At 43.6% G+C, this 18,665-nt stretch carries 19 protein-coding genes; 7 read left to right on the forward strand and 12 right to left on the reverse strand.

Features of this window, described 5'->3' with window-relative positions; translation table 11 throughout:
* Positions 1–24: 24 nt before the first annotated feature.
* Positions 25–1,362, forward strand: a complete 1,338-nt coding sequence (locus AB4180_RS02590; RefSeq protein WP_102249521.1) for a sigma-54-dependent Fis family transcriptional regulator — start codon at positions 25–27, stop codon at positions 1,360–1,362.
* Between the two features lie 104 nt (positions 1,363–1,466).
* Here AB4180_RS02590 and AB4180_RS02595 read toward each other — a convergent pair whose 3' ends face one another.
* Complete coding sequence (locus tag AB4180_RS02595) at positions 1,467–3,257, reverse strand: hypothetical protein (RefSeq protein WP_102249520.1); 1,791 nt, start codon at positions 3,255–3,257, stop codon at positions 1,467–1,469.
* A 399-nt stretch (positions 3,258–3,656) separates the two neighbouring features.
* On the opposite strand from AB4180_RS02595, the gene AB4180_RS02600 reads away from it, so the two are divergent.
* The 4 genes from AB4180_RS02600 to AB4180_RS02615 all read left to right on the forward strand — a co-directional run bounded on the left by AB4180_RS02600 (position 3,657) and on the right by AB4180_RS02615 (position 6,856).
* Positions 3,657–4,043: a thiol-disulfide oxidoreductase DCC family protein gene (locus AB4180_RS02600; protein ID WP_102249519.1), complete on the forward strand. Its 387-nt coding sequence runs from the start codon at positions 3,657–3,659 to the stop codon at positions 4,041–4,043.
* A gap of 397 nt (positions 4,044–4,440) precedes the next feature.
* Complete coding sequence (locus AB4180_RS02605; RefSeq protein WP_102249518.1) at positions 4,441–5,760, forward strand: AarF/ABC1/UbiB kinase family protein; 1,320 nt, start codon at positions 4,441–4,443, stop codon at positions 5,758–5,760.
* Between the two features lie 86 nt (positions 5,761–5,846).
* Complete coding sequence (locus tag AB4180_RS02610) at positions 5,847–6,392, forward strand: glutathione peroxidase (RefSeq protein WP_102249517.1); 546 nt, start codon at positions 5,847–5,849, stop codon at positions 6,390–6,392.
* Positions 6,389–6,856 carry a DUF3429 domain-containing protein gene (locus tag AB4180_RS02615; protein WP_102249516.1) on the forward strand — a complete coding sequence of 156 codons (468 nt, stop codon included), beginning with the start codon at positions 6,389–6,391 and terminating at the stop codon, positions 6,854–6,856. Before AB4180_RS02610 ends, AB4180_RS02615 begins: the two co-directional genes overlap by 4 nt.
* A gap of 113 nt (positions 6,857–6,969) precedes the next feature.
* Here the strand turns inward: AB4180_RS02615 and AB4180_RS02620 are convergent, their stop codons facing one another.
* The 4 genes from AB4180_RS02620 to AB4180_RS02635 form a co-directional block, all read right to left on the reverse strand.
* Positions 6,970–7,584, reverse strand: coding sequence for a LysE family translocator (locus AB4180_RS02620; RefSeq protein WP_017104159.1), 615 nt, complete (start codon positions 7,582–7,584; stop codon positions 6,970–6,972).
* 98 nt (positions 7,585–7,682) lie between these two features.
* Positions 7,683–8,015 (reverse strand): hypothetical protein, encoded by a 333-nt coding sequence (locus tag AB4180_RS02625; RefSeq protein WP_029223143.1) that lies wholly within the window; start codon positions 8,013–8,015, stop codon positions 7,683–7,685.
* Between the two features lie 136 nt (positions 8,016–8,151).
* Entirely contained in the window at positions 8,152–9,588 is a 1,437-nt protein-coding gene (locus AB4180_RS02630) for a lipopolysaccharide biosynthesis protein (protein ID WP_102249515.1), read from the reverse strand.
* A gap of 16 nt (positions 9,589–9,604) precedes the next feature.
* A complete protein-coding gene (locus AB4180_RS02635; RefSeq protein ID WP_102249514.1) occupies positions 9,605–10,531 on the reverse strand; it encodes a glycosyltransferase in 927 nt (308 codons plus the stop codon).
* A 305-nt stretch (positions 10,532–10,836) separates the two neighbouring features.
* Here AB4180_RS02635 and AB4180_RS02640 point away from each other — a divergent pair, with 305 nt between their 5' ends.
* A complete protein-coding gene (locus AB4180_RS02640) occupies positions 10,837–11,985 on the forward strand; it encodes a glycosyltransferase family 4 protein (RefSeq protein WP_102249513.1) in 1,149 nt (382 codons plus the stop codon).
* 194 nt (positions 11,986–12,179) lie between these two features.
* On the opposite strand, the gene AB4180_RS02645 is transcribed toward AB4180_RS02640, so the two are convergent.
* The 5 genes from AB4180_RS02645 to AB4180_RS02665 form a co-directional block, all read right to left on the reverse strand.
* Entirely contained in the window at positions 12,180–12,953 is a 774-nt protein-coding gene (locus AB4180_RS02645) for a viroplasmin family protein (RefSeq protein WP_102249512.1), read from the reverse strand.
* 81 nt (positions 12,954–13,034) lie between these two features.
* On the reverse strand, positions 13,035–13,340 hold the full coding sequence (locus AB4180_RS02650) for an NIPSNAP family protein (protein ID WP_102249511.1): 306 nt from the start codon (positions 13,338–13,340) through the stop codon (positions 13,035–13,037).
* Positions 13,341–13,396: 56 nt separating this feature from the next.
* Entirely contained in the window at positions 13,397–13,726 is a 330-nt protein-coding gene (locus AB4180_RS02655) for an AzlD domain-containing protein (protein ID WP_102249510.1), read from the reverse strand.
* Between the two features lie 2 nt (positions 13,727–13,728).
* Complete coding sequence (locus tag AB4180_RS02660) at positions 13,729–14,457, reverse strand: AzlC family ABC transporter permease (protein ID WP_102249509.1); 729 nt, start codon at positions 14,455–14,457, stop codon at positions 13,729–13,731.
* Positions 14,458–14,613: 156 nt separating this feature from the next.
* Positions 14,614–15,447, reverse strand: a complete 834-nt coding sequence (locus AB4180_RS02665) for an AraC family transcriptional regulator (RefSeq protein WP_102249508.1) — start codon at positions 15,445–15,447, stop codon at positions 14,614–14,616.
* A gap of 237 nt (positions 15,448–15,684) precedes the next feature.
* Here AB4180_RS02665 and AB4180_RS02670 point away from each other — a divergent pair, with 237 nt between their 5' ends.
* The gene (locus tag AB4180_RS02670) at positions 15,685–16,023 is read left to right on the forward strand and encodes a hypothetical protein (RefSeq protein ID WP_102249507.1); all 339 of its coding nucleotides are present in this window, start codon (positions 15,685–15,687) and stop codon (positions 16,021–16,023) included.
* Positions 16,024–16,439: 416 nt separating this feature from the next.
* On the opposite strand, the gene AB4180_RS02675 is transcribed toward AB4180_RS02670, so the two are convergent.
* Both AB4180_RS02675 and AB4180_RS02680 read right to left on the reverse strand, forming a co-directional pair.
* Positions 16,440–16,853, reverse strand: a complete 414-nt coding sequence (locus AB4180_RS02675; RefSeq protein ID WP_017098702.1) for a hypothetical protein — start codon at positions 16,851–16,853, stop codon at positions 16,440–16,442.
* A 1-nt stretch (position 16,854) separates the two neighbouring features.
* The gene (locus AB4180_RS02680) at positions 16,855–17,766 is read right to left on the reverse strand and encodes a hypothetical protein (RefSeq protein WP_017098701.1); all 912 of its coding nucleotides are present in this window, start codon (positions 17,764–17,766) and stop codon (positions 16,855–16,857) included.
* Between the last annotated feature and the right edge of the window lie 899 nt (positions 17,767–18,665).

Below are 18,665 nucleotides of genomic sequence, written 5' to 3' on the forward strand. Positions count from 1 at the left end.
ATCGAAACATGAAGAGTGAGCACAATGCCATCAAAAAGAGTATCACCTGAGCCAATAACTCGTTCTGTGATTTTGTTATGCAACACCGCATGCCTGCACCATAGTCAGTGGGTTGGAGAACTGCGTCTCCATAACTGGAAAGCTCAAGTTGCAGAAACGACCGAACAGGCCATTCACTTACTCGAGACACGCAGCGAAAGCTACGCACCAATTGTGGTTTCTTGTCTAACATCATCCTCAATCGACAAACAATGTGAGCAAATATCAGCGTTAAAGGCTCACTCTCCAAGTTTAAAAGCAATCGCTATCTGCAACCAACCACCAAGCCGCAACTTATCACTCATTAAGCAAACCTTTTGGGATTATTACCACCTGCCTATTGATACAGAATGGCTTTGTCGAAATTTAGGGCATGCGTATGGCATGGTAGACACCAAGCAAACTAAACCTACCTCGTGCCATGAATGTCAATTGGTAGGGCAATCCAGAACCATCCAACAACTTAAAAAGAAGATAGCCAAGATCGCTAACAACGATTTTCCAGTGCTGATTCAAGGGGAAACCGGAACAGGAAAAAGCCTATGTGCGCGTTTAATACATGAGGCCTCAGCCCGCAGTCAAAAACCTTTCATAGCTGTAAATTGTGGCGCAATTCCACAATCCCTGATTCACTCAGAGTTATTTGGCTTTGAAAAAGGCTCGTTCACGGGTGCAAACAAACGCTACGTCGGACACGTGGAAAGAGCGAATGGTGGCACGCTATTTTTGGATGAGATCGGCGACCTTGAACTGTCGCTGCAAACCTACTTACTCCACTTTCTAGAAAATAACTTGATAGAGCGACTCGGCAGTAACAACCAATTGCCCGTAGATTGCCGTGTGATTTTCGCCACCAACGTCAATATCGAACAAGCCGTTGCTGCGGGTAAATTTCGAAAGGATCTCTTTCATCGCATCAATGTACTTCCATTAGACCTAGTACCACTCAATGATCACAAAGAAGACATTGAGGATTTGGTTCGATTTGAACTGAAGCACAATTACGCATCCAAAACCAAACTGCCTAGTGACACCCTTGAGCAAATGAAACAGTACCATTGGCCAGGCAATGTCAGAGAATTATTCAACTGCATAAAAAGAGCGATTGTTCTTTCTAACTCAAGCGCCCTCTCTACTCGTCATATGGGAATTCAATTAAAAGACGCGTCGCCCGATACTGAGAGTGACGCACGACTGTCTTCAAAAAATGTTCGTCGAGTGATTCAGCAACACCACTACAATATTTCCCAATCCGCTAAAGCATTGTCTATTTCCCGAACAACCTTATACAAGCTGATTAAAAAACATCAGATAGTAATTTAAGTCGCCTAACTAGCTAACTAAATAACTAATAACTAATAACTAATAAAGCAGCCTAACAAACTAGGCTGCTTTGGAGTTTAGTTGTACTCAACTAATGAAAGTACTTATGGCTCAGGAACAGTAAATGGACAAACATCACAGGTTGCAATGTTCGATGTTTCCATAAATGCTTGTTGCAAGAACAGCGAGTCAAACGTTGCTGTCACTTGATTAGATAGCATTCCTGCAGTTCCGGTTGGTAACACATTTGGCGCATAAGTTTTACTTACTTGTGTACACACTTGGCCAATCGCATCACCAAAGTTCGGTATCCACTCTCCTTCACCTGTTTTACAAGCAAACAGCTCAGGGTCGGCACTTAATGCACTACACATATTACCAGCACCACATGTGGTCACATCCTCAAGATCATCACAAGGTAAAGCAAAGTCGAGGTAATAACTGCTGTTGACTACTTCAGTAGGTAAATCAGAACGGCTCAGAGAGTCATCCTTAGAATCCACCAGCGATTCAATGGCCAATGGGATATCACCAGTATTACATATTTCAACATCATAGGTTTTCTTAAGCACAACTTGACCGCCATCAACCTCTAAGAAGCTATTACACACCTTAGAAATTTCAACCATCGGGCTCAAGTCTATTGGTGGACAATTGTAGGCCACTGGCGCTTGAGCATTCACGATAAGCCCATCAAGATCCACCGCACCATCTATCACGCCGACGGCACCGTTATTTACAGACAGATAATTCCCCATGATTGCGAATGACTCACCGACACTCCACACTTCATCGCCGTTACCAACCACTGGAAGCGCACCTAAGATTGGTGACTCAGATAAAAAGGCCACTTCGTAGTCACCATTGGTGCCTAACGAACCAGGGCCAGTGTTGGTGACCGTCACGGTGTAATCTATGTTGAACATACCATCAACCGTAAAGCTGGTTGTGTTACAAGTCGCCGCTATATTGATGCTACATAAACTGAATGAACCGACAACGAAGTCAGCCAAAGATGCATCAATCGAACGAGAAGCTCGTGACTCCACTAAGAAGCTGCTGAAACAAGGAATATCCTCAATACCAAACTCATCATTCAACAGAGCTGACAAGTTTAATCGACCTTCCACAAAGCTTTCTGTCGGAATAGAGGTTGTTTCACCCGTTTTCGCGAGATAGTCCCAACCTTGTACATTGGGTAGAGCAATTGCCCCGATAGAATCATCATTTGAAATCGCACAGATCTTCTCGACACCGACAGCACCACTGCCACATCTTGCACCAACGAAGTCATTCGATTTAGGGTCACCGTCCGTTTGGAAAATTCTCGTCATGTTGTCGGTGACATCACCATTATTTAAATCCCACTGCAACACTTCTATATACGGATTACCGCCACTTGCTTGTGGGAATGAAATCAGCACAAGGATGTCTCCATTGATATGCTGTCCAACAAAGTCGCCCTTAGTTTTCCCATCCGGCAATCCTACTTGGTCTTGTAAGAACCAGAAGCCAATGTACATATCACCATTGTTCGCATATCGGTCTGCACCAAAGTAAATCAGCAAGTCACCTTCGCTTTCAAAAGCAGCGGCATACGCATTGGTAAAGTCATCTTTTGGTTGTGGTGACGCGGTACGAAATGCCCAATCTGTAATGTCGGAATCATCTTTTGACCCACCCTTCCAAAAGATTTGGTCGATACCATTACGGTCTTTTTGGAAAAATTCTGCAATCCCAACCATGCTGTTAGGATCATTTACGTCATCCCAATCGATAGCACTATTATCACTGGTCGCGTTACCATCGAGTTCCATCACATCAACAGTAGCCCACGCCAACTGGGGGCTACTAAACAACAAAAGCACACTAAGTAAATAATTTATAACCTTCATGTTCTCTCTCCATTTGTTCATACTTATGCTTTTAGGGTTTTCTGCCTGCCCAAATTAGAGAAAATCCTTTGGCAATTCGTAGGTTCGATAGAGCATATTCCAAGCCAAGTTCAACTAATTGATTTGATTGATGTTTATATATTGAAGGCACACCTTTATTGGACGCTTTGTTATCCTTTGTCCATAAACCCGAGATTTAACCAAACAATCAAGGACTTAAAAGGATGAACAAAGTGTCTACGTCAGACATTTTTTTAGCTTTGATACGAGGAGAGTGATCTTTAAAAGGTACAATCACGTAGCCATTGCTAGATTATTGAATAACAAGCGATTGAATTGACGGGTGCCGACTTAACGGGTAACTGAAGGTTCACTCGTGAAATGATAGGCGAACAGACGATGACACAACTTACGATATTTTACGATGGGACATGTCCATTGTGCGCAAAGGAGATGGCGGCACTTGCAAAGCATGATGTCGAGAATAAGATTCAAACCATCGATATCTACAGTGAAGCCTTTTCAGACTACCCTCAGATTGATGCCGACGCAGCCAACACCGTTTTGCATGCACTGGATGAGAATGGAAAACTGCTGCTAGGTTTAGACGTGACCTACCAAGCGTGGCGCTTAGTAGGAAAAGGTTGGCTATACGCCCCTTTACGTTGGCCGATATTCAAGCCAGTGGCCGATTGGTGTTATTTACGATTTGCCAAGAACCGATATAAAGTCTCTTTTTGGTTAACCGGAAAGTCGCGCTGCGATGGTAACAGCTGCACAAAATAGCGCTTGGTTAAGACATACCACTCGCGACTTTGTAATACACCACACCAAACAGCGCAGCAAAAACTAAAACGGTAACCGCGACTTTTAACCAAATAAACTTCATGTTTTGTCCTTTAAATTCTGTTTACTGTTTCGCGAGACAAGTTACCACAACAAAACATTCGGTTGGGTAATGATTTATAGAACTTTGTAGTCATACCAATCACAGTAAGTAAGTGGTCAAAAATAGCGCAGGGAAAAAGCTGGAGAACAAGGCGGCTCTTTTCGACAAGAAGTTTCGATAAGTAGTTATTCTACAATCAAAAAATCTAACGACGTTATCGAGATTTTTAACAAGCTAGGGTGAACAGTTATTTACTACGATTGGTATCAATCTTGATAACTAGAGAGAACCTTTATGTCGGCAAAAGAAAGAAATTTACCTACCCATCGTATTTCAAGATTCAGTAAGTTCGCCTCGCTGGCAACAAGGGTCGCGGGTAATGTGCTGACGGAAGGCACCAAGCAAATAGCACAAGGCAACAGGCCGAAAGCAAAAGACTTAATGCTGACGCCGCAGAACATTGCTCGCCTGACTGACCAACTCGCACACTTGCGCGGTGCAGCGATGAAACTCGGCCAAATGTTGTCAATGGACGCTGGCGATGTCCTCGAACCTGATCTCGCCGACATTCTTTCCCGCCTACGCTCAGACGCCGACCCACTGCCGACAAAGCAGCTCAACCAAGTGTTAGAAAGCTCACTCGGCATCAACTGGAAAGCCGAATTTCTTTCCTTCAACTTTAAACCGATCGCCAGTGCGTCCATCGGACAAGTTCACCAAGCCTACAGTGATGCGGGAGACAAACTTGCCATAAAAGTCCAATACCCAGGCATTCGAAAAAGCATCGACAGTGATGTAGACAACGTAGGTACATTGCTGAACATCGTTGGTTTGATTCCCAAGTCTGTCGATTACAAAGGCTTATTAGAAGAGGCAAAAAAACAGCTCCATGATGAAGCCGACTATGCTCGCGAGGCTGACTATGCGACTCGTTATCACAATGCATTAAAAGAACATTCTCACTTCGTTGTACCTAAAATTCACCCTCAAATGTCTTCAGAATCAGTGCTCGCAATGGACTTCATTGAAGGCGTCTCGATAGAGCAAATAGAAGGTTACGATCAAAGCACCCGTGATTTTGTAATGCACAGCTTGCTCGAACTTCTGTTCAGAGAGTTATTCGACTTCAAGATGGTGCAAACCGATCCCAACTTCGCCAATTACTTGTATGTGGAACAAACACGACAGATTGGCTTGTTGGATTTCGGTGCCACCCGTGAATACAGCGACCGCTTCAGTGATGGTTATCGAATGGCTTTCACATCTGTAGTTAATCATAATGAGCAGGGGTTAAACAAAGCCCTAGAGCAAATTGGATTTTTTAGCGAGACCATCCTCCCAGACCAACGCCAAGCGATTCTCAACTTAGTGACAATGGCCTGTGAACCCATGCTTGTCGATGAAGATTACGACTTCAAAACCAGTGGTTTGGCCCAACGGCTTCGTGAAGCAGGAACCATACTCAGCATGGAGCAAGAGTATTGGCACACACCACCAGCCGATGCCCTATTCCTTCACCGTAAAATCGGTGGCATGTACCTGCTAGCATCTCGCCTTGGAGCCAAGGTCAATATCAGGCGCTTGGTGGAACCCTATTTGCTAAGCGACAGCTGATACTGGAGCGATTCTGGTCTTTAAAGTGATCATTTCAAGTCGCTGAACAGTAATAACAGTTACGCCAACTAAAATGAGTCAGACTTATGAAACATTCACTGCTGTGCTCCACCGCCCTAATCGCGAGCCTAACAAGTCCATTCGCTTTTTCAGCAAGCTGCCCTGAGATACTCAACGGTAAACAACGGCTGTTAAATTCAAACGAAGAAATTGAGCTGTGTGAAGAGTTCCAAGGTAAGACTTTATTAATCGTGAATACGGCAAGCCAATGCGGTTTCACGCCTCAGTTCGAGCAACTAGAGCAGCTTCACCAAACGTATAAAGATGAAGGGTTCACGGTTGTTGGTTTCCCAAGTAATGATTTTCGCCAAGACAGAGGAAGCGAGAAGCAATCCGCAAAAATCTGCTACCTAGATTATGGCGTCACCTTTCCAATGATGGCGCGCGCGTCACTCTCTGGGCCAAACGCAAATCCAGTCTTTGCCGAAATCCAACAACAAGCCGGTATCAAACCGAAATGGAATTTCTACAAGTTCTTGGTCAGCAAAGAAGGCAAAGTGATAGCAACCTTCCCGAGTTCTACATCGCCAACCAGTAGCACCCTCAAAAATGCAATAGAGCAGCAGTTATGAGGTTAGATTACATGGAGACAACTCAAACACGCAACACCATGGCCAAGCTCGGTTATATGGGTTTAATCCCCTTTTTATTCGGCCTACTGTTATCACTCACCGACAGGCAATTCTTTAGCTTGAGCGGCGAAACACTCTTCATCACCTACAGCGTGGTTATCTTGAGCTTTTTGTCGGGCATCTTGTGGGGCAATGGGATAGAGAACTTCGAAAGCCAATCCAGCAACAAGGCTCTGTTTCTTAGCAATGTTATTGTGTTGGCAGCGTGGCTAGCGGTGCTACTCGGTGAGCAACAAGAGTTCCTCACCACTCTGATTCTGATCTTAGGCTACATTGCGGTTTGGCGAGCGGAAAGGTCAATGAGAGAAGAGAATCAAAGTGAAGGCCCCGACGGCTACTTTGATATGCGAACCCGACTGACCTCTAGTGTCGTATTAATGCACGGTATCGTGATGTTGACCTAGGCGTGCGTACGCCCATATTTAAACCGGCATCAAGATGCGGGCTCTAGATAGGCACTCTCTTCTTTAATGGCACCAAAACCATCGACAAATACAACTCACAAACCAGTCAATTCCTACTGACGACTCACCAATAAATTCGCACCAGACAAGGCAAGAAACACAGAACATGCTTTATTGAAACGCTTGGCCATCTGAGGTTTTGAAAACCAATGCCGTAGATATAAGCCAAAGGCTGCATAGATAGAAATTGCGAGCATTTCTAATACAAGAAACGTACTTCCCAAAACAAAGAATTGAGTATTTACGTTCGCAGAAACATCGACAAATTGAGGAAGGAATGCAGTGAAAATGAGTATCGCTTTTGGATTGCCCGCAGCGAGTGCGAACTCTTGTTTAACAAGACCAAACCAGTTCTTATTTCGCTCGATATCCGCGACCGGGCTGGCTTGAGATCGCCATAGGTTAAACGCGATCCACAACAGATACATTGCACCAAATAATTTGATCAGGAAAAACAGCGTTTCAGAAGTATAAAGCACAACCGCTAAACCAGATGCAGCCAAAGCAATCATGCCGGAAAAAGCAAGGATTCTTCCTAGACCAGCGACAAAGGAGGCCTGAAATCCGTAACAACGAGCGTTGTTCATTGATAACAAATTGTTTGGGCCCGGTGTCATGTTGAGCGCGAAACAAGCGGGGATGAATAGCATTAACTTCCAGATTTCCATTTTTCGTCCTTGTTAAAAACTTCGTAAATATTTAATCAATGAACGAATGCAGAAAGCTCTGTATTTACCGCTTCACATGCCGCAATTTTAATTAATCATTACTCGACAATATAATGCTCTTCGTCTGGTTCAATCAAATTCTCTGCAATACCAATTTCGCCCGCGATGAAAATCGCACTCGCTATCGTTTCTAATGTTTTATTCGGCTCTCTATCCGGTACTTCGCCCACTTCAGGAACGGGCTGCGATCGCGAGATTGAATTACAAACGACACTTTCACAAACGATATTGTGTTGTTCCTGTTGAGAAACTTCAGGTGGCTTAAAATCCGGTGAATTGAAGTCGGGAGCAGTAATACCCTCATTTGAAAACTCAGAGGCGCTGTATGAGGCAGCTGAAAACAGAGAGAGGAGCAGCATCCACTTATTCATATATCTTTCCATAGTTAGTATTCACTAGATTTATAAATACTATCTAATTAAAACAATTATGAACAGTGTTTTATTGTTAATAATTCATATTTCCCTAGACGCTTATCAGAATACCCTCGCTCTAGGTGAAATCGGTTCAACTTACGTGGGAATGTTTGCCTAACGTGAGCTTATCGAGCAACGCTTGTGGAACAGGAATAACAGAGTATCGAACAAAGGCGACTAACGTCACTATTGCCACAAAACTGCCTAAAACAAAGTCATGAACATCAACCAGCACCCAACCAAGAAGCTGGTCACTGGTAATCGCAAGTATGGCGATACTCACCGCAGCCATCCATTTACGATGTTCATAAGGCAAGTACTCCATCTTTTGACTCACGATATAGAGCAGTGACAGTCTCACGGCATAAGTGCCACAAAGCACCACCACAACGCCCCACACTCCATAACTCGGTGTAACAACAAAATAACCAATCGCAGCTAGAATCGCACACCCGCCTTGTATCCACATTTGCGATTGGCTTGAGTGACCGCTGAAACAACCAAGGTTGAGGTAATCTCCAGCGTTCTTAATCACACCAATCGCCAAGAGTGCTACAACAATCGTGCCTGCATATTGATAACTGCTTGGCAAAATCAATGTAATAAAACCAGGTACAGTAAGGATCATCAAACAACCCAATACAATGGCCAGATTAACACCGACTAGCGCTCTGTCCGCACACTCTTTCTTACCATCAGGTTGTTGCAACATGGCCACTCGATTTGGAAACCACCACAGAGCATAAGGCTGCAGTAGCAAGCCAAGCAGCAATGCAAACTTGCCACTGACCGCATAGATTGCAAGTTCTTCAACACCAACAAAGCTTGCCATCACCCAACGGTCTAGCCCTGTAATCATGTAAATCGAAGCGCCACCAACTAACGTGGGCAATCCAAATTTTAGGATCTTAGCGGAGTATTTGAGGCTGCCAAATGAGCCCATCTCCTGCCTTTGATAACGCAGTAAACACAGCATCAACAACACACTCGAAACAGCGGCAGATATTAGTACACCATCAATGCCATAACCTGCTTCAAGCAATGCAAACGTCATAGCAGCTTGCACACTCGCCTTCATTACATTTAGCATACAAAAGCGCTTAGCCATCGCATTCATTCGCATCAATGTTAGCGGGATAGAAATCGCACCATCTAACATGGTCGGTATTAGCAAAAGTAGGATTTGATAAGGTTGAAACTCGACGGGCAACATCAGTAACAACAACGGCATACTAAGAGCAATTAAAGCCCCTCCTAGCACACAGGCCAAGACACTCAACGTGAAACAGTTCGAGACCAGCTTTCTTTTTTCTTCACCCTCAGCAACGCCAACATATCGATACATGGCTTCAACAATGCCAAAGCTAAATAATATCGTCCCGATGTCAGCCAACAAGACGATGGCTTCTAAAGAACCGTATTCAGCCAACGTCATCTTATGGGTGATATAGGGGATCATCACCAGCGAGATCCCTTTCATCATCACAATGCCAATGGCGTAATAGGCAGACTGTTTTAGTGACCCCATAGCAGACACCTATTCCTTACAATGCAGGCATTAGGAAACTCTTACAGTCTCCAAGAAGATGTCGTAACGTTCGTTTTTGCGGAGCCAAAACTAACGAGCGAATACTGTATGAAATGGCCAATCGGTTTTGTTGTAAGCCTCTGTAATAGTCAGCGTAGCCTTCCAGTATTCTCGCCTTTGCGATTTTGAAGCTAGAAGTGGGTAGATTCCATCGTTGACTGTCATTTTGGTAATGTTGAAGAATGGTTTCTATAGATTGCAAATTTCTCAATTTAAGACTTTCAGTTTGGGTTACTGAACTCGCTCTCATCAAGTAACCAACCTGCACCGAGTTCAACACACCGATCTGATGGTTTTCACTCATTCGAAGCCACAGTTCCCAATCTTCCCCATACTTGATGTCAGCATTGAAACTGTCTGTTTGAGAAAACACATCTGCTTTCACCATGACCGTTGATGTTCCAATCACATTGTTTTCAATGATGAACTCCAACGGGTTTTCGATATTGATGAACAGCTCGTCTTGATCTTGAAACTGCGACCAGTAACTAAAGCAATCGACTATCACTTGGTAATCTTCCGTCAGGTGTTCGTAGTTAGTAAAGCTCATCGAGAGATCTGGGTAACGTTGATGAAATTCGAGTTGGCGCTCAATTTTTTCTGGAAACCAGAAGTCGTCCGCGTCTAAAAAAGCGATGTATTCTCCGGTCGCCTTTTCAATCCCTAGGTTTCTAGCTTGAGGCGCGCCAACACCCAAAGTTGATAATTTAATGATGCGTTCATCATGGATTGACGCGAGATACGTCGACGTTCCATCGTTGCTGTTGTCGTCAATAATGATCAACTCCACGTCTTGATGTGTCTGCTGCAGTACGCTGCCAATTGCCTTCGGCAGGTAATCCAAACAATTATAGGTAGGAATAACAACACTTACTTTAGCCATAATGACGCCCTCAGATTTATACGTTATATGGCTGACGTTGCATGTTCTATGCCGAGAGCGTCTTGCTACGAAATCAGCTCTATATCAGTCACCTACACGCCGATTCTCAAAATGACGACCAAACACAGATATTCAAAAAAACTGCACCTCCAATTTGATTATCAATTTGAGAAAACGAGCGACTTCTTTAGGGATAACCTTCAGAAAGCCCTCTAAAGCTAAGATTCGATCTTGGTTCGTATCTTGCTTTATTGGTTATTAACTTGGCTTGATAGCTTTAGTCATATGGATTTGAGGAGTAAGGAATGAAGAAAGTAGCATTTGTGGCACCAACCTACCCTGTACTCAGTGAGACCTTCATTCAAACAGAAGTCGACTCTGTGAAAGCGTGTGGGCACGATGTTTGTGTAATGACGTTCAAAATTGAAAACAGTGAAAAACAGTTCGACTACGACATTGTCCAAATAGGTAAAAACGTTCGGAAGGGTAAAGTCGCTAGCATTAACTGGATAGGGTTCATCAAGGCTGTCTCATTTATTTCTAAGCAAACCAGCATGCCCAAAAAGTCACTGTTCGCTTATGGGTTTAAATTAGCGCTGCAACTCGCGGAAAACGACGTCGAACACGTTCACGCGCATTTCTGTCAGCACACTACAGCACACACCATCGTCGCGGCAAAACTGCTGAATATCACCTGCTCGTTCGTTGCTCATGGTCATGATGTTTATGAGTTCGCTTATGACATTGAACATAAAATTTCATCGAGTGATTTTGTGGTTGCAGTGTGTAAAGACATGCTTGCTGACTTCAACACCATGGCGAAAGGAAACATTAAACTCTTGCATTGCGGAGTGAATACCAAACAATTCCAACTCAACCCAAAAACCGAAACGAAGCAACTTCGCTTTGTTTTCCTTGGCCGATTAGTGGAGCAAAAAGGTATCCACCATCTTATTGATGCATTGGCGCCGATTGCCGAACCTCTCGACATTCATCTCGATATCATCGGTACTGGCGATTTAGAGCAACAATTAAAATTGCAGGTCAAAGAGCAAGGGCTCACTCGAAACGTGACCTTTCTTGGCGCTAAACCTCACGAGTGGGTGAAAGAGAAACTATCGAACTATGACAGCCTAATCGCGCCCTTCTGTTTTTCCGAAACTGGGTGTGTGGATACAGGACCACTGGTTTTAAAAGAAGCGATGGCCGTGGGAACACCCGTCATTACCACCAACATCATGGGATGCAAAGAGATCGTCTCACCAGAGACGGGGTTTGTAGTCAGCGAAAAAAACGTTGAGGAATTAAGAGAAGCGATTGAGCGTTTTGCACAGCTAAGCAGTAACGATAAAACATCGATGGGGTTAAAGGCACGTGAGAGAGTGAAAGACAGTTTTAATTCGATCAAACAAGCTCAGCAATTATCTCGTTGGATAGAGAACCCGGCTCAATAAGGACTAACTCAGACAGCTAAGCATCATACTAACTACTCAGCACCATTAAAAACTAAGCACCATAAGAAAACGGAGCACCACAAAAACAAAAGAGCGCTACATCCATTTGAAATGTAACGCTCAACTTAGCACTGCCTAATGATGGCGACTTATGCTTTCAGTGACTTTCATTAGCTTTTCATTAAGAAGCCTAGCTAACCTGCTCGAAGTGCCAAAATAGACTCAAGATCTTCGATGTCACGATATTGAGCTAGCTCCTGCTCTTTCGATGAAATAGCCACAATCGACATTCTATCGGCCAATTCGTTACCTTCAATACCAACGTGTCCGTTCACATGGTAGATGGTGATTTTTGAAGCCAGTTCTTGGTAGAGAGCATACGCAGGCTTAATAATATCGAGGTTTTTGATCTCGCCGCCCGACTTAGTCCAGCCCTTTTTCTCCCAACCCGTTGCCCACTTAGTAATACAATCAATTGAGTACTTAGAGTCACAATAAATCGCTACAGAGAGACCCGCGTTTAGCTTCTCTTTTGCGAGCAAAAACGCCTGTTTAAGGCCATGTAACTCAGCGGTATTATTGGTTCCAACAGGTTGATACAAGCCATACCACAATTCGGTTAATTGGTTGTTTTGGTATACCGCTAAACCCGTCCCCGCTTCACCAGGGTTTGGTTCACACGCACCATCGGTAAAGATCTTGATATCAAAAGGCATATCTGTGATTTGCTGCTCCGAAAGAGGCGGCACCTTAGCTTTCGTCGCCTTCCCCGCAGAGCTTGGCTTTGTAGCCGAAGAACCTGACACAGACGACGTTTTACCACCGAAAGCAGACTCGGCCTCGCCTAGTGTTGGAAACGATTTATATCTCGCACCAGCAAAACCATCAACTTGCGACTTACACTCATTCCAAGTAGTAAAAATACCCGGTGTACGACCTTTCCAAACCACATAATACTTCTTAGCCAAACTAACTCCTTACCAAAACCTAAACACACAAATAGTGAATCAGTACATTAGATGCCACCAAGCTATACGTTGCAAGGTCTATCACTCTAAAACAGGTCTAAAAAAGCTGCGTTCATAACTCACGATGCAATCAACTTCGTCTGCAAATTCAAACGCTTTAATGCACTCAGCATCGCTCAGCGACTTAACCCGATATTCTTCGTAGGCAGTCAAACTTTCAAAGGTAAACAACGCCAATGCAATATTGTTCGCCCCTTCCGACGGTAAGAAATAACCGTTGTGTTGACCTCCGAATTTAGCGACCAGAGGAATCCACATTTTTGCGTATGCCTCAAACTCACTTACCTTTTTAGGATCAATTACATATCGAACATAACAAGTAATCATAGTTATTCAGCCCTTAAATAATAGGAGAAACACAAAGCCGAAGTTGACGTTGAAGCTCAAGAAAAAAGGTAATCAACCGCAACGAGGTTATAGAACAAAAACACGCCCATACTGACGCCAATCGTTAGCAGCACATTGCCTGTTTTCCAAATCAACAGACCTGTGACCACCGCGCCTATCAAGTATGGGTTTTCAAAGCTTGGCCAAAATGTTTGTTCAGGAGCAAATACAATCGGCCCCCAAATTGCGGTAAGCACAGCTGGGCTTGAATAGCGCAATAGACGACGCGTGGTTTGATTTAATCGAAGCGGGATTGCAGGCTCTAGAAACAGATACCGACTAAAGAAAACAATCGCTGTCATAAGTAATATCGTTAACCAGATCATCTCTATTCCCCTTCCACAATTGTCTTGTTGCCGTTGTTTCGCTCTTGGAACGATTCGCTGATAAAGCCCGCTAACATACCGGCAATCGCTGCAATCATTAGCCCACCCTCAATATTGTTAACCGACATGGCAACCGAAGTGACCAATGAAACCACCACACACACCACGACGGGTAGAGTTCGGATTAATGGGAACACCAAGGCGATAAAGGTTGCTGCGACCGCGAAATCGAGACCAATTTCATTGAGTGAAGGAATTTGGCTTCCCGCGACAATGCCAACAAAGCTCGCAATATTCCAAACGAGATAAAAACCGCCGCCTACACCCGCAGCATACCAGCGATTAAATTCTTGCTGAGACTGCCCACTACAAATCGCGAACAGCTCATCGGTGAGCCAAAATCCGAGTAATAGACGCCAACGCGCAGGAAGATGGCTGATTTTGTCACGCATCGATACGCTATACAGAAAGTGTCTAGACGTGATGAATAAGGTAGTCAACAACATGGTGCCTAGACCAATACCCGCTTTGAACATACCCGCGGCGACAAGTTGTGCTGAGCCAGCAAATAGAATAGCCGACATCGCTTGCGCTTGAAGCTGACTCAATCCTGCATCTATCGCATATGAGCCCGCTAGAATTCCCCAAGGGATTACCGCAATGCTCAAGGGCATTCCCGCTAAAACGCCCTTCCATAACTGTGTTCGTCTATCCATTGTTTCACTATCCATATAGTTCTTTTCTCTCTTCACATTGGCTATTCAATGTAAGAGGAGTTGAGTCGGTTCGATTGTACAAACTTGCTCGATTTCATGCCCCAATTCACCGTACCTTAACCGCACTTAACCGCACTTAACACAAGTTAGCCATGCCTTAGCCATGCAAGTTTAGAGCATTTTGATGTATTGCCCCGGCGTGTAACCATTGGCCTTTTTGAAATGTCGATGAAAATGGCTTTGATCATGAAAGCCACACTCTTGCGCGGTATCAGAAATGGTATGTCCTTGTTTCAATAACTTACGCGAAAGCCTTAACCGAGATTGGATTTGATACGCATGCGGCGGAAGACCAAATTCTTTCTGAAAAGAGCGCACTAAGTGAAACGGGCTCAATGCCGCTAACTTAGATAGTTCGTCTAGCGACACATCGGCTTGTGGGAAATCATCTAAAAACTCTTTCACCAACACAAGCTGGCGCTGAGTTTTCCCATCGAGTTGAGGGTTAAGCGGCGATTTTCCATGTCGACTAATCAGCTTAACCAACATCCCATACATCAAGGTCTCTCTTAACAGGCGATTGTCGGATTCATCAATCGTGTTAAAGACCAACCTCAATTGATTAGCGAGTTCAGGGTCTTCAACCACCGCTCTTGGGAAGTAAGGCGCACCGTAGTTCGGTAGGTTAAGCTCTTGAGTGATCTTGGCAAGTTGCTCTGGGAGAGGATACATGGCTCGATATGCCCAACCACCTTCAGTGGCAGAGTGACCGCTATGAACTTCGTCGGCATTGACCAGAATAATCGCATCTTGTGGTGCTATATGATGCCCGCCCGTTCGATAGAAACGCTGAGCGCCCTGCTCAATAACCCCAAGCGTATAGCCCTCATGGCTGTGGCGCGAGAAGTTCTGCTTTTCGTATTCAGCATTAAGGGTTTCAAGGCCACCGAGCTCTTCTGTGATCTTATATTCGGCCTTTTCTTTAGAGCGTTTCTTGTTCTCCATAACAATCCCCAAGCCTGTTAATTATCGAGCGACTTATCAGTCTACTCTATAGGCTCTTTCAGCTTTTGTACAAAATTGCGCTTTTGTTTGTTAATACTGTTTTTATCGTTGGCTTAATAACGCTTTCTAACTGGGAGGAAAGTCTTGGTCTATAACTAGTTGGCGAGAAATTGACAAATTAGTGGGGCAATCATGGCAATACTCTCTTCAAATCATCGGCAACAGATCTGATACACCATGAAAAATACGCTAATCCTTTTCTTTTTCCTGAGCCTAACTGGGTGCACTCATAACCAATCAAAAGCACTGAGCATGAACTCGTCATCGGTTAATTCATACCCACAATCGATGTCGAACCTGCAACTGTGCGACACCTTGTATTACGGTAGACCAAGTAACCAAACACTGGCTGCAATTGGTAGTGAGTTTAATCGAAGAGGATTATCAAAGAGTTGGTGTGATACCGAAACCAACAAGCTTTATCTAACAAAGACGATTGATTGGGTAACTGAAAAAGTCGAATACAAAGAAGATTCAGAGGAAGAAGCGTCTGCGGTGGTGCTACCTGCGAATTAAGAAAGATGAAACGTTCTTGAACAAGAAAAAGGCAAACTGCAGATAGCAAAAAGCCGCTCATTAAGAGCGGCTTTTTTAATGTGATGCTTGCAGGATAAGTCAGCATAACTCGAACCAACCATCAAAGACTTACAATACTATTTGCAGTATAAGTTCGCATAACATTGCATCGAAAGTCTGCAAATTTGAACAACGACTAAGATTCAACGTAGTAAATTTACTACGCTCCAATTAATCCTCTAGCAGACATAATCGACATGTGTGTAACAAACTTTTGGACAGAAGTCATTTAGGAAATGATGAAATGTTAGCAAATAATGGATAACTCGAAGTATTGCAAACCGCGTTATTGAATGCTAGCGCACCGGTTTACATGCGCTAGCAGGTTGTTGTGCGCCAAGAAAGCGAACGACAATCTATTCACACAGACTAGAGTCTAAAACATACGTCCGACTTGAGGATTTCAAAGCCACTTCTCTCTTTGTTGGGCATTCGACATAGCTGTTATCTCTGATTTCTTGCCTTAGCATAGAGTCAAAGTAGTGACCTAACACAGCAAAAACCAACGCTCCAAATAACATTAATTTAAGTGTTAATTTTGGTAGTTGTACATTTAAAAATATATTGAGTAGTGCCATTGGGATACAAGGAAGAAAAAAGCCAAATAGTACAAATGAAGATGTATTGTTAAAGTATCCCGATACTTTAATGATGGGCTCAATATCTACGCTTTTTACTAAATTGCTCAAGTCATAAACACCAAAAGCGCACCATAGCGTTATGGCGATAAAGAATAGCAAAGCAGAAAGCTTCTTCAGTAAGTCTGTCATATTAATCAATTAACTCTTCTACTGCTTCTTTCATTGGTTCGGTAAACTTATATTCGTCGTCTAAGTCTGAAATGTAACCACCAATCTTGAAGGCGGAATAAGCAAACAAGCCCAGCCCAACGGCAACTGGTAAAGAAAAACCAAAGAGCAACCCTAGTGCCGCACGTGAGCCGAGTAAAATACCTTGAGCGACTACACCTGCAACAACCCCCTTGACCACGTCAGCAGAATATTGACCGACAACCTCACCCAAGTTTTTTTCATCATGCAGTATGTAATCTACGGCATTGACTGCGCCACTGAAAACAAGTTCTACATAGATGTTACCTTTCACGAAATTAACATTACCTTTAACAGTATTCAGTGCGTAGCCGATTTTAAGCATTTGAGGTGTCGCTTCCTGCCAACGAATACCGAGATCTAAATATCGAGGCTTGTAGTTCTCAACCACAATATTCGTCACTCCATTGATATCGACCGCCTTAGCGGTTGCTCCCAATCCACCAAGCTCTTTGGCTACCTCATAGGCACCTTTTAAGCCCATACTTACGCCTGTGTAGTCTTTACCTGTAGAAAGCTCACCGTGAGTGTCTTTCATGAGTAAATCTAAATACTCGTTCGCTTCCTCAACAGTCATCACAGCAATGCTGACATTGGTTTGTTGAGACGTATCCCACTTATATTCTTTCGCTTGCTCTTGTAATTCCTTATTCCACTCTCTTTCAGTAAGATCGTAGGCCTGTTGTGCAGCAGCACGCTCTGCAAGAACGCGTTCTCTATCTTCAGCCCAACGTTTATAATCTTTTGCAGTATAGGTTAATTCCGCTCGGCGCTCTTGCCGGTGACGCTCCGCTCTTTCTCTTGTGGTTTCTTGTCTTTCTTCTGGAGCTACAGGAGCTGATTCATATCTCATGGGAGTCGGCTTAACTGATAAATAAAAAGGATAATAACAATATTTTCAGTAACTTATCATCCTTAACAAGATAATCCGACGATTTAACCAACTAAATAGGCAATCTAACAGGCCAAACAAGCATAATGGAGACTCAATCGTGTTGAGTTGAAATCTATCGGATAACTTTTTGTAGGGTAAAATGAACGACACAGATCTTATAGATTATTTGTTCTAGCGAATTTTGGGGCACAAACGAGTCAGACAAGCTTGAAGCTACAGTTATCACGTAAAATAGAAAATTGAGAATAATGTTTGCTGTCGGAAAGCCGCTTAGTAAAGCTTCCAACCCTGTTGGTTATCTGTCAATTTCACCGTGAAATCCGACAATAAAAAGCAACCTAAGCGCATGTTTTGTAACAATTAATTGTAGGTGCAAAAGTTGTCGTTTTTTTTAGAAAACGAATTCCGAACTGAAGGCGGTCAATACCAGCTACTATTGACCGCTGGTCGCGCGTAATGTAGTTATGGTCGTGTCTGTGTTTTAGACAAGCTAAGCTAGATCCCTTTAGATTTACCACGTAAATGTATGGTTTATAAATACTTTAAGGGGAAGAGAAGTTCATTCCGCAGGTTGCGATTCGCACACTGCGAAATGAGCGTCTAACTAGAAAAGGGGCAGATATGAGTTGTTGCAGAATCTGCAATCACTGAGCTTTCTCGTTGCTCGGGCAATTATTGCAACAGTTCAACTACCGAGGAATCCTCGATAGTTGCTTGATAAGCAATGTGCATATTTTGCACATTAGTTAGTTCTATTGCCGAAGCGACGAGATCAGAACCGGGTTGGAGCAGAGGTGATTTACGAAACAACCTGTTGGACAATTGTGAAACAGCTTGTTTCACAAAGAAATCTCATG

The organism is Vibrio sp. 10N.286.49.C3, assembly GCF_041469545.1.
In the GTDB taxonomy this organism is placed as follows: Bacteria; Pseudomonadota; Gammaproteobacteria; order Enterobacterales; family Vibrionaceae; genus Vibrio; species Vibrio tasmaniensis_A.